Source organism: Pseudomonas guineae, assembly GCF_900113745.1.
GTDB lineage: Bacteria > Pseudomonadota > Gammaproteobacteria > Pseudomonadales > Pseudomonadaceae > Aquipseudomonas > Aquipseudomonas guineae.
The window spans coordinates 256,143-267,832 of sequence record NZ_FOQL01000003.1 but is presented as its reverse complement, the minus strand read 5'-3'; the positions used below and the strand labels follow the sequence as shown (position 1 = coordinate 267,832).

The window sequence follows — 11,690 nt, the reverse complement described above, 5'->3', positions numbered from 1 at the left end:
GGATTGCTAGCAGGCCGTTAGGCGTGACCTTCAATCTCGGCATCAAGGCTGTCGATGCAGGCACGCATCTGTTGCTGACACTGCTCCATCAACGCGGGCAGATCAGCTTGGGTTAAGCCGCAGGTGGGGATCGGTGCGAGGGAGCGAATCTTGACAGTGCCGCTGTTCCAGCGATTCAGCTGCATGTGTTTGACGTAGGTGCTGGTACACACCTGAATAATAGGTACGCCGGCGGCAATGGCCATTTGAAAGGCGCCTTTCTTCAGCGGCAACAGCCCCTTGCCCAAATTGCGCGTGCCTTCGGCAAACACCCATATAGAGGTGTCTTTATGCTGCAGGGTATCAGTGGTGGTGAGCATCGCCTGCTTGGCCCGCGCTGGATTGCCACGGTCGATAAGGACATTGCCCGACAGCCAAAACAGTTGGCCGAAAAAAGGTACCCATTTCAGGCTTTTTTTACCCAGGCACACCGTACGCTCAGGTACTACGCTGCCGACCACGAACAGGTCGTAGTTGGACTGGTGGTTGGCGACTATCACTGCGCTGCGCACGTGGTCACGCAAGCTGGTGGTGTCGGTTTCAACCCGCAGGCCGAGAATGCACAGGGCTGGCCAGGAATAGAACCGTGCACACAGGCGGCTGTTATCCGGGTTGAACGGCCGGCAAATACCAAGTAACAAGCCGAGGATGCCAGCAATGATGAAGTGAACGCCCATGGCGAGCATGCGCAGAAGAAAAAGCATTTGGTACGCCCGTCATAGGAAAAAGGCGCGCAGTGTACGGGCGTGCACTGCTTTCGGCAATTTATGCTGATTAGCGGATGTTGCCTGTTGCGCCAGCCTAAGAATTACCTGGGTTGGCGACGGTTTTTCTTTAAATAAAAAGCCCGGCGTTTGGCCGGGCTTCAGGGTGTTGCGCAGGGTGTTTTACAACAGCTGCTGCTTATCCAGCTCAACAGCTCGGTCGAGGGCTTCGAGCAGCGCCTTGCGCACTTTCAGTTTGGTGTTCTTGTGCGCGGTCATGTTGATCTTCTTCATCTGCTGAGCAACCGCCAGCGCAGTGGCCTGCAGTTGATCGGCTGGCACCACCTTGTCGAGGAAGCCCGCGTCCACAGCACTTTGTGGGTCGAACATCTCACCGTTGATCACAGAGCGGTGGAACGCCGACTTACGCAGGCGGTCACGGGCCAGTTCGATGCCGGCGTGGTGCATGGTCATGCCTATTTGCACTTCATTAAGGCCGATACTGAACGCACCTTCGACGCCGATGCGGTAGTCGGATGACAGCAGAATAAAAGCACCCTTGGCCACCGCGTGGCCTGGGCAGGCGACGATGATCGGGAAGGGGTGGGCGAGCATACGCCGCGCCAGGGTCGAGCCGGCGGCAACCAAGTCGATGGCGTTCTGCGGGCCGGAGGTCATCACTTTGAGGTCGTAACCACCAGAGAGAATGCCCGGTTGGCCGGTGATAATAACGATAGCCTTATCTTGCTCGGCGCGGTCCAGCGCGGCATTAAAGGCCGTGATCACATCCGGGGAAATGGCATTTACCTTGCCATTACACAGGGTCAGGGTGGCAATGCCATTGTCGAGTTGGTAGCTGATCAGGTCGCTCATGCTGGGTTCCTTATGCTGAAGTGCAGCAGACGTTACTCATCCGCACCGGCCAGGTAAAGCGCGGCGGCTGACTGCTCGGTCAGTGATATTCTCTTGATCGCGCTATAGAGCGACCAGCATCGACACTGAGTCGGCGTTACCGGCACGCACTAAGGTCAGCGCTTTATTATTAAGAGAGCCGCTTGCATGACATAACTCGCCTTATCTCGTTATGGCGTGTCTTACTGGTCTTACTGTTGTCGGATGCTTTGCTCTGGTTGGCCATCAACCCATACAACCCAAGCCCTTATGGCGTGCATCGAGCTTAAGCGCATGAATTTTTTGAAAAAATATTTTGCCTTTGGGCGGCTGTTCGGCTACATTTGCGCGCCTCGACAGACAGCAATGACCGTCGAGACCCGGTGAAGTGTCCGAGCGGTTGAAGGAGCACGCCTGGAAAGTGTGTATACGAGAAATCGTATCGTGGGTTCGAATCCCACCTTCACCGCCAGATAAAAAAAGCCCTGTAAATTCAACGATTTACGGGGCTTTTTGCTTTTCGATTGTACGTACCAATTGTACGTAATCCCTCCCCATATTTTCGTCTGCTTTGATGTAGTGCCCGACTGAGTCTTTGAGCTGCTCAGTTGGCGCTTTGCCGTGCAATTTATTCGGGTCATCTCGGCTAGGTGGTAATCATTTTGGACAGTAAGAATGTGCCAGTTTTTGAGGGGAAGAAGGCTAGCGCCACGAGCCCGGGTATAGTGCCTGAGCAGGCCTAGCACGCCCGGGGGGCGGGCTTCTATCTGCCATTGCAGAAAAATTCAGCAAAACACATGCCACGGCGACGAACGGTATATAGGAGGCAACCCTAACAACTGCGTGGCCTTGCGACAGTTAACCCGAAGTAACCCCCAAAGTTATCCACAGGCGGCGCAGATTTAGCGACTTGCCTTCCCTCAGATGGCCCTTTATCGTGAGTGAACTTTTCGGAGAGCCAAAGAGTACGGGGCTTTGAGGGCTGAACTACAGTCTGTCGGACGTGTTTGCGGGCTGTGCTTTACTGGCTCATTTTTGGCTGGAATTTGCTGTTACTATGCGCGAACTGCCGTATGTAACCAGCTTATTGAACGCTAGGCCTTTTCAGTGGGTATGGCAGTTTTCCAGCGTCAAAGAACACTGTTCAGCCGTACAGTAAAAAGAGCTTGAATCTTGCAAGGAATGCAGGGAGAATTTCTACTGGCAGCATTTTTTGTGCCAATAGAGAAACACTGGCCCTTACGGGCCAGAGCAGTACTCAACGTCAAATTAGGGCCGGAATCTTCTCACGGACTAGCTCTAAGACGACAAAACCCCAGACCAGAAGCATGAGGTTTAAGCGAAACGAAGTATAGGTTCACACCATAACTTAATACAACAGCGTGTTGTCAGTTGCTGATGATTGGTGTGGGCTGGCCTTGTGCCATGGTGATTCGTAGGAACGCATCATGAGCCACCGCAGCAGCAGTACCCGTCGCACCCGTCGTAGCAGCCCGCGTAGTCTTAGGACTGTGCACGTTAATCCTTATTACCGCTGGCGTTTTCAGCGGTGGGAAACAGTCTGTGAACACTGGCGCACACACCCGGGGCAAATGGCATTTGATTTCAATGTCTAGTGTCTAGGGCGCTGTAACGCTAACGGGAGCCTTTGGGCTCCCGTTGGTTTTATCAACCCCCGGCGTCTAGTACGTTGATCGCTGCTCCCTGAAGCAGGATGCCAACGGTGTTCTTGGCGGCGCTTTCCATTTCACCACGAACCACCCGCAACACGTCATCAGCTACGGCTTTGCTGTCTGTGGCGTTACTGTGGACAACGATATCTCCCACCGTGAACGTGTTGCTTTGATTACTGGCCGTAGGGATTGGGAAAGGGACGGCTGCGCCTTGCTTAGAGAGCCCAACTAGAAGCCGGGACTGCGACGCAAGCAACACGTTTAGCTGGGATTGGAACGTGTTTGCCAGTGCCTGTACGTCTGACTGGCCTACGCCTCTTAGAGGGTCATCAGCAACGCGCTTGATAGCATCCATGCCCAATGTATTACGTAGGAAATTAATCCACGCGTACATTGCATCTAGCAGCGTATCAACGGCCATGCCTAACGCATCAAATCCAACTGTTAGCACTGGGAAGGCTTTACCTAAACCATCTGCTAGACGGCTGAACAACTCCACCAACACCTCGAAGCTACCCGACCACAGGGTGTTCACATCTTGAACAAAAGACGTCTGTCGCAACTCGTCCAACCAATGCACTGCGTCGGCTGCCAAATCAACGAATGAAGTGTTGAGATTGAGCGCGCTTGTCTCGAGATCGCTGAAGCGAGGTACAAGGGTTTCTAGGGATTTCTGGAAGCGCTCCTTGGCTTGGAATAACTCTGTGGAAGCTTGCTTGAGTTGAGAAGCATTGTATTCAGCTGTGGCAATGCTTCGTTCTACGGCCATGTTAGTGATGCGTGCTTGGCTGCTTTCAGCGCTGGCGCTGGCAATGTCTAAGCGACCTTCTAGGTTGGCATTTCCTGCCATTTTCTTACCGAGAGTGATTAGGAAGGCATTCAACACCTCACCACTGATAACACCGTCTGCCATATCGCTTGTGAAGGCTGTCTTGGCGGCTTTGCCTTTGAGCTTGCCCCCTGTGGCTTCTTGATAGGCTTCAATGCCTAGCTTATCGGCCCCGCTGATACGTTCTGCGAATTGGCCCTTCCACTCTTCGGCGTACAGCTGCCCCTTGCTCACCATCTGCTGAATGGCCCTTAACGCTCCCGCCATATCGTCTGTGGTGGTGCCTGTACCTTTGGCAAAGCTCATAATTCCTTGAATCAGCTCTGTGGCTTGGGTGCGTTCAATCCCTCCGTCTTTGAGGTTGATAGCTGCCATGGTGTAAGGCTTGGCGATGCTGGTGCGTAGAACACCCAACTTATCCGCGAACTTGGTTAGCTCAGCTTCTGCCTTCAGGGCTGCTGAAGTATCACCCCCAGTAAGAACGCGCATGTTCGCCCGCTCTACGTTCCTTGTATCACTCGCAGCGACATCCACACCGGCTAGCTGTGTAAGTTTCATTTGTAAGAGAATTGCAGCACCTGCAACACCGGCAAAAGCAGCAACTACAGGGTTTACCGCCATTGGAATAGCAGAAAGGCTACCTGCTAGGCCACCTGCTGCACCTGCTGGGAGAACACTTCGAAGGTGATTGAGGGTTTCACGCATAGCTCCATAACTTGGGCTGGCTGCAACACCACTACGAATACGGGCGCTTTGCTGTTGCGCTCGCTGGGCAAGCATTTGGCCCCTAACAACAGTTTGACTTAGGCGATGCTGGGCGGCTGTTGTCTGGAGTTGGGATCGCTGTAATGCAAATGCCTGTTGCTGGCCTAGGTGTTGCTGGCGCTGTGTGCTGGTGACAAGGCGGGACTGAGCCAGGGCGGCTTTATATTGCTGGGTTTGTAGTGCGGCCTGTTTGGTTTGGGTGGCAAGGGTGAGTTTGCTGCCTTCTAGCTGCGTTTTAAATTGCTGAGCTGTCAATTTAGCTTGAGCTGTCTGGAGGCGTAGTGCTTGGGCTTGGTTTGCTACGGAGGCTTTACTCGCCTTCAGTGCTGCGGGGGATAACCCTGCATTGGCCATAGCTTTATTAGCATTAACTTGGAAGGCTTTGAGTTTGGCTTGCAAGGCTGTCAGGCGTTTTTCAAAGGCGATTAGGCCGCTCTGATCCACCTTGAAGCCTAGGGTTGCGTACAGAGACGCGATGTTCTGTGTCATTTTTATTGATCCATTTTCTATGGATATCCCTTCCCCGCGAAAATTTGCAGATGTGTTTTTAGAGAACACCCTGTAAGCGCAGAGGAGAAATATCGGGGGGGAGTTGCTGGGGAATTGCTGAAATTTGCCCGGGGTGCTTAACAACCCGCCAAGGGGCACTGCCAAGCGCTGGATGATTCTGAAATATCACAGGCTATATGCTTGGCATGCTCTGTAAGCTCCTAGGAGGCTGTTACAGAGGCTTTGCTAGCAAGGCTATGGCAGTGGTGCTGTTATTCGTAAACGTTGCACAGAGAGCCTTGTAGGAGCTTACAGGGCTTCTGTGCTACTGGGAGGGGATGCTAAGAGGGCTTGAGGCTAAACACAGAGGGCCATAGAGGGTTAAGCCCATAACCGTTTTACTGTGGAAAGGCTAACCCCTAGCTTCTCTACCACCTGACTCTGGCTCAGTCCCTCAAGCTTCAAGGCTTGCACAGCGTCCTTTGAGGTGGCCTGTGGACGGCCTAGGGTTTTACCTTCTTGCTTGGCACGTTCAAGCCCGGCTTGGGTGCGCTCTATCAATAGGTCACGCTCAAACTCTGCCACAGCAGCCAGAACGCCCATAGTCATCTTACCGGCTGCACTCGTGAGGTCTACGCCACCAAGGGCAAGGCAGTGAACACGGATGCCCTGAGATTCAAGCTTCTGCACTGTCTGTTGTACGTCGATTGCGTTACGGCCTAGGCGGTCTAGTTTGGTCACAACCAACACATCACCACTTTCCAAGCGTTCCAGAAGCTTCTGAAAGCCTTTGCGCTCGCTGGCGCTGGTGCTGCCTGAAATAGTCTCTTCAACTATGCGCTGGGCTTCAATGGCAAACCCTGCTGCCTTCACTTCCTGCACTTGGTTGGCTGTGGTTTGGTCACTGGTGCTAACACGGCAGTAAAGGAAGGTGCGGGACATGGTGGCTACTCCTAGGTGGTATCAATAACGTGGTGTCATTATACATACTAGGTTCAGAATTGAAATCCCTACTTTGTGACACCAGAAGAAACTGGTTTTGAGCTAGGGCCATAAACACTCGTATTTGACACCATAGCTAGCGAGGGCATTGCACCAACGTAGCTAGGGAAGCTTCACACACATCTGATTCCAGTCTTAGGAGGCGTACAGCCTGCTGGCGCTGTTCCAGCTCAACACTGGCTTGGGGCTGAAGCTGAGGGGCTTCTACTGAAGACGTACAGGCTGACACGAGAAGGAACATCACCACGGCCAAGGCCTTAGCCAACGTGAGCACCTTCTAGGAGGATGCTAGCCGCTCCTAAGAGCGAAACTTGCAGGGCGTCACGCTCAGAGCGCAATGCTTGGGCTTCTTGTTCCAATTCTGAAATAAGGAGATTGGTTAGAACACCTGCCACTGTCTGACTTAAGCAAACACCGCCTTCATTGTTAGCGAGAAGGATAGCGATAGTTTCGCGGATAACTTTGCGTGTGGCTTTCTCTGAACCAATATATTCAATGAGAGAGGCGTAAATGTAATCAGGGATGGTTACTGTGCTACGTGTCTTGTTTGGTGTGATGTATGTGATTCTCATTTAGTTGATTTCTCCTTTGATTGATTGATCAAGCGGGACACCATATCGAGTTGAATCTGCATGGTGTTGAGGGATGACTCAGTTGTAGGCGCTGCTAAGTTATGTTCGGCAATAAGTTTGTGTGCCAAGTCTTTGGCTTCGTCTGGCGTTAAGTGTGTTGTGCGTTCTGGGCTTGCTGTTTGTTTGGTCTTTCTGGCTTTGGCTTTGGCTTTAGCGATGCTTCCTGCGTTGTAATTGATAGGCATGTTAGTCGCTCTCTTGAATGTTTAGAATACGCATAGCTTCAGCTCTGGCTTCAGCTCGAGTTTCTTCTGCTTCTTGTGTTCGGGCTTTAGCTTTTTTTGCTTCAGCCTCACCAATCAAGCGATTCGTCATAGCGTCTACAGCTCGTAACTTCTCAGCTTCTAAGTGTGAGGTATATTCAGCAGTCACTTGTTCGGTTATAGCGGCCAACTCCTTCTTCACTAGAGTAGCTGGTTTTAACAGACGGGCGTGGATGATGGCAAAGCCACTCTGTGTAGGGATAAGCAATGGAAGGTACGACCAGTCGATTTTGTATCCGGCTGATTCCTTCTCTTTTAGGTCACGCAGGAAGGTTGCAATATCTGCTGCTTCGAGGAGGATTGTATTGTTGTAACGTGTGTGAGCTGAGGCTATACGCTTATCAAGTTCTTCTTGGTTGAAGGTGGAAGGGATGAATGTGTCATATTTTTTCATATATTCTATTTCCTTTAATTAAAGTGTTATGCAGTGTGTTATCTGGAAACACCTAGCAAAAGGTGAAATCCGGGTATTGAGGCCACGGGAGACTAAGTCTGTAGAGGTGCAAAAGTGGCAAGCCATAGGGTAGCTAGGGGTGGCAGAATTAACGCTCTACAAGCCCCTGAATACGTTGTTAGCGTAGGCGTGTAAGTACAGGCTTAGTTGTGCCTGATCTATCACCTGTCACAATATCGAGGGTATAAGGTGACACAGCCATTAATTGGCCAATGTCGGGGAATATTCCGGGGGAGTGTTCTAGGAGCTTGTAGTAAGAGTCTAAAGCTTTGTCAGAGGCTTTGATAAACCGTACGTCTTGACTGTCTGTAGGAGTGAAGCTTGAAGCGATAACACCAACAACTAGGTTGCTGGCTCTGTCTAGTACAAAGTAATTCATTGTTTGTATTGTTCCTTTCTTTCGTTCCTCTTGTCGCCATGGGGAAGTGGTGGTGTTGCTTGTGTGTTGTGTAGGGGATACTTTTATTAAGTGTGGGGTGTATATATCTGTATATCTTCTTCTTTAAGCTTCCCCCTAAGAGAATCTTAAAAGAGACTTGAGAACTACCTGAAGAACATTTAGTGAGGAGTATTAGCTTTGATACTCCGTATCTTCAGCTACTACTTGGAACGCTTCGCTCCACTCCCTTCGGTCGTATACACCGATCTAACGTTATGAACCTTTCGACCATCCGGTCTCAGATTCGTATGCCACAGGAAGCCTGTAAGTTACCCTGTAACAGAAAGATAAATAGATACATATAGACGAATACCTACTCACGATGCTTACGCATAGCTACTAGGTAGAGAGAATAGATGAATATATATGGTGTTAAGATTAAAGGGTAATGGGCACCTTTAGACACCACTCACCAATAGCTATGCACAAACCCTCTAAGGAATGTTATTCCGCGTCAGAAAGTGTAATGCACTTTCTACTACCCTTAAAGAGTAGTCCAAAAAGTGCATTTAGTCAGGTGCCTGAAGAGTAGCCTCTCCTATCCGACGTTTAATTCGTAACCCCTTAATTATATCCGGCGTTTAATTCGTAACCCCCGAGATAGAGCGGTTTGCTGTTGTTTCTAGTCGCCAGATTCTCTAGTCGGCTTCTAACCTCTGGGTTTCGCTCTAGGTATAACTCGATTCCACCTAGTGCGTGTCTAGCCACCTGTGCCGTCCTTTGTTTGGCTCTTAGTGAACAACCAAGTCCAAAGCCCACGGTTTCTATGCTGATGCTGGGGCGTGTTAGCGTTCGTAGCACGTGGCGTGGGCAGCAGTTCATCTTGCCATTTGACACCCCTCCAGACGTTACGCATGCGCCATAGACAATATCCTCCAGCCACGGGAGACCTAAGTCAGCTGCTTCGCTGATCAGTGCGTAAAGAGGATTAGGAGTGCTGGTGATTGCTCCAGCTGGCCTACCACGCTTAGCGGGGCGATCAGTGGAAGGTGTTGCGCTTGGTGTTTCGTCCGGGGCGTAACAGACAAGGTCACCGAAATCGTTAACTAGGTAGGTGTAACTGCCGATTGTCTTCCTTTGCATGGTTCCTCTTATGGGTGACTGGGAGCGCTGTGTGGGCGCTGGCTTCTTTACTGCTGTAGTAGTTGTTTCTGCTTCGCCCTGTAGGCCACTGACTGGCAGCGGCTAGAGCAAACTTTCTTTTGTGCTGATTTGGTTTCCATGCGCTTACCGCAAATGCAGCAGGCACGGAGAATCACGATTGCCAATAAGGCCTCCTTGTGAGTGCGTGAATTGTTTTTTGGAGCCAATAAAAAAGCCCCTGAGTTTGGGGCTTCTTAAGAATGGGGCTGTAACCAAAACGGAGGGAAGTGGCTACAGCGGTCTGTTGCCTCTTTCGAGGTGCGTTACCGCAACAGAAACGGCCTAAAAGGAACGCGATAAGCAGAAGCGAGGAAGACATGAATATTCCTGATCTACATATACAAGTATAGCACGAATCACTGATTTGTCAAGGTAAATCTGTTAATATTTCACACTTGAATGTGTTTTACAAGAAATTTCTTTGATTTGGGAGAAATAAATCACCCTGTGAGTGGTGTTTAGGGGCTGCTGTTCGAGAAATCCAAGGGCCACGGAGGCGGGAGAATTGCTGGAATTTTCTTCAAAACGATAAGAAGGGCGCTACGGGTGTGCTTGAACCTGAGGCAGGCAACGCTAGGAAACTCGGGGCTTGGAACTGGGAGGGCGTTAGATATCCTGACTACTTGGTCAAGTATTTAGGGGGAATTTCTAGTATTTAGGGTATTAAAACAATGATTTATATATCATTTGGTTATGTTGTAACGTTTAAAACTCAGGCAGCTTTGAGATAGCTTCCAGCTTCTGTTTGGAGCTTGCCCCTTGGCTGTACACGTCGAAAGTGACTGTCCCTGTTTCGTGGCCCACCAGTTCAGCAATGAGGGTGCCTACCACGTCAGCCTGCACGAGCTGAGTGATGGTGGTCATTCGTAAACTATGGAACACATAGTTGGAGCTGAACCCTAGCGAGGTGCGAAGTCTGCCGAATTTTTTGGACAGGGAATCAGAGCGCTTACCGTATTTGTTAAGGGCTTTGATTGATAGCAGCCAGCCGTCCTTGGAGGCCTCAGTTAGCCGATCTACTACAGGCAGTAAGGCGGGATGTACAGGAACCTGACGAATACCTGCTGCTGTCTTACTGTCTGTGATGTCGAACGTGAGTACCCCTGCGACCTTAATCAAGTGCTCTTGGCGAAGCTGGCAAAGTTCTTCAATGCGAGCGCCCGTGTAGTAACCCAGAGAAATTAGATCGGCCAGCACGGGTTGATCGGTAGAGAGTGCGCCAGCGTGGAGCTTGGAGATTTCAGCTAGTTCGTAGTGTTTGCGGCTGGCTTCAACCTTTGCTTTGCCCTTGAGCTTCGGGAAAGCATGATTGGCAAAAGGGGACGGGGAGTTCTTGAATTCGGCTCGCCAACTATCGCTGTATCTCATAGCCCATTTCCAAAATGCACCACCAGCCAAAACGTATTGCTGCTGCGTTGCGGGGGAGCGTTCGATGGTTTGGATAAAGCTCGCCACACTATTAAAATTCAGTTCTTTGCCTTCTTTGGCTAGGTAGGAACTGAGCTGATTCAGTCGTGACTCTTGAGTATCAATGTTCTTGGCTGAAATATTGTGAGCTGTCCTGTACTCCCGAAACTGGCGAAGTAAAGCCTTCGTAATGGGTGAGCGGTGCTTAAAGTCTGCTGGGTCTGACAGTACGGCGTTCACTTCTTCCTGCTGCTCGGCAGAGAGATTGAAGTTGCGGATATAGGCTTTTGGGATCATTCCTTGAAAGGCCTTAGCCAGCGTGTTCATTAGCCTAACCTTGCCCTCAAGCCCATCTTTCAGATGTTCCTCAGCTAGGTTTTCAAATGCAGCAACGAGTCTGGGGTTGCTCTTCATTCGAGCTTCAATATCTGGATTGATAGTTGGGAGTGGTGGGGCGGGTACACCAACAAGAGCAAGTTTTTGGTTCGAGAACATCTGACCTATATCGGTGTGGAGGGATATGAGGTCGTTCTGCCAGCCTTCTGGTAGTGGGATTCCTTCTCTGGCTGCCTTTATCTTGGCTTTCCATTCAGCAAGGATAGGGAGGCGACGATCAAGAGCTTCTTTGCGACTACCAGTCTTCAGGGATTGGGACAGTATCCGACGACCGCCGAACGCCTTCTGTACGTCCTTAGGGACTGCCAAGCGCACGTGGTAGGTTCCGCCTTGAAGTTCGAGATTGTTTGCCTTTGCCATGCGCCACCCTAGAGCTAAATTGTACGTAACAATTGTACGTAAAAACTGTATGATAGCCAGCAATATAGGGGCTTATAGGGGTGTGGGGGTGTTTGGTTCGAATCCCACCTTCACCGCCAGATAGATTCAGCTAAAGCCCTGATGACTAACAAGTTGTCGGGGCTTTTTGCTTTCTGGCGTTTGGCTAAGTCGGTGGCGTGTCGA

The 11,690-nt window shown here is 50.7% G+C and carries 8 protein-coding genes and 1 tRNA gene; 1 reads left to right on the top strand and 8 read right to left on the bottom strand.

Going from position 1 to position 11,690, the window contains the following annotated elements; all coding sequences use genetic code 11:
- Positions 1 to 17 precede the first annotated feature (17 nt).
- Both BMZ32_RS12715 and BMZ32_RS12710 read right to left on the bottom strand, forming a co-directional pair.
- The gene (locus BMZ32_RS12715) at positions 18 to 743 is read right to left on the bottom strand and encodes a 1-acylglycerol-3-phosphate O-acyltransferase (protein ID WP_090242531.1); all 726 of its coding nucleotides are present in this window, start codon (positions 741 to 743) and stop codon (positions 18 to 20) included.
- A gap of 183 nt (positions 744 to 926) precedes the next feature.
- On the bottom strand, positions 927 to 1,616 hold the full coding sequence (locus tag BMZ32_RS12710; RefSeq protein ID WP_090242530.1) for a crotonase/enoyl-CoA hydratase family protein: 690 nt from the start codon (positions 1,614 to 1,616) through the stop codon (positions 927 to 929).
- 400 nt (positions 1,617 to 2,016) lie between these two features.
- Here BMZ32_RS12710 and BMZ32_RS12705 point away from each other — a divergent pair.
- Positions 2,017 to 2,106: transfer RNA gene (locus BMZ32_RS12705), tRNA-Ser, on the top strand.
- Positions 2,107 to 3,302: 1,196 nt separating this feature from the next.
- On the opposite strand, the gene BMZ32_RS12700 is transcribed toward BMZ32_RS12705, so the two are convergent.
- The 6 genes from BMZ32_RS12700 to BMZ32_RS12675 form a co-directional block, all read right to left on the bottom strand.
- Positions 3,303 to 5,390, bottom strand: coding sequence for a tape measure protein (locus BMZ32_RS12700; RefSeq protein WP_090242526.1), 2,088 nt, complete (start codon positions 5,388 to 5,390; stop codon positions 3,303 to 3,305).
- 381 nt (positions 5,391 to 5,771) lie between these two features.
- On the bottom strand, positions 5,772 to 6,332 hold the full coding sequence (locus BMZ32_RS12695; RefSeq protein ID WP_090242524.1) for a recombinase family protein: 561 nt from the start codon (positions 6,330 to 6,332) through the stop codon (positions 5,772 to 5,774).
- A 317-nt stretch (positions 6,333 to 6,649) separates the two neighbouring features.
- Positions 6,650 to 6,964, bottom strand: coding sequence for a hypothetical protein (locus BMZ32_RS12690; RefSeq protein WP_090242523.1), 315 nt, complete (start codon positions 6,962 to 6,964; stop codon positions 6,650 to 6,652).
- Positions 6,961 to 7,209, bottom strand: a complete 249-nt coding sequence (locus BMZ32_RS12685) for a hypothetical protein (protein WP_090242521.1) — start codon at positions 7,207 to 7,209, stop codon at positions 6,961 to 6,963. Before BMZ32_RS12685 ends, BMZ32_RS12690 begins: the two co-directional genes overlap by 4 nt.
- A 1-nt stretch (position 7,210) precedes the next feature.
- Positions 7,211 to 7,681, bottom strand: coding sequence for an SPFH domain-containing protein (locus tag BMZ32_RS12680; protein ID WP_090242519.1), 471 nt, complete (start codon positions 7,679 to 7,681; stop codon positions 7,211 to 7,213).
- Between the two features lie 2,347 nt (positions 7,682 to 10,028).
- Positions 10,029 to 11,486: a DUF6538 domain-containing protein gene (locus BMZ32_RS12675; RefSeq protein ID WP_090242517.1), complete on the bottom strand. Its 1,458-nt coding sequence runs from the start codon at positions 11,484 to 11,486 to the stop codon at positions 10,029 to 10,031.
- Between the last annotated feature and the right edge of the window lie 204 nt (positions 11,487 to 11,690).

What these genes read in the sequence shown, in the direction of transcription:
- BMZ32_RS12715 (WP_090242531.1), bottom strand. Translation starts at nt 743, where the DNA reads ATGCTTTTTCTTCTGCGCATGCTCGCCATGGGCGTTCACTTCATCATT.
- BMZ32_RS12675 (WP_090242517.1), bottom strand. Translation starts at nt 11,486, where the DNA reads ATGGCAAAGGCAAACAATCTCGAACTTCAAGGCGGAACCTACCACGTG.
- BMZ32_RS12680 (WP_090242519.1), bottom strand. Translation starts at nt 7,681, where the DNA reads ATGAAAAAATATGACACATTCATCCCTTCCACCTTCAACCAAGAAGAA.
- BMZ32_RS12700 (WP_090242526.1), bottom strand. Translation starts at nt 5,390, where the DNA reads ATGACACAGAACATCGCGTCTCTGTACGCAACCCTAGGCTTCAAGGTG.
- BMZ32_RS12710 (WP_090242530.1), bottom strand. Translation starts at nt 1,616, where the DNA reads ATGAGCGACCTGATCAGCTACCAACTCGACAATGGCATTGCCACCCTG.
- BMZ32_RS12690 (WP_090242523.1), bottom strand. Translation starts at nt 6,964, where the DNA reads ATGAGAATCACATACATCACACCAAACAAGACACGTAGCACAGTAACC.
- BMZ32_RS12695 (WP_090242524.1), bottom strand. Translation starts at nt 6,332, where the DNA reads ATGTCCCGCACCTTCCTTTACTGCCGTGTTAGCACCAGTGACCAAACC.
- BMZ32_RS12685 (WP_090242521.1), bottom strand. Translation starts at nt 7,209, where the DNA reads ATGCCTATCAATTACAACGCAGGAAGCATCGCTAAAGCCAAAGCCAAA.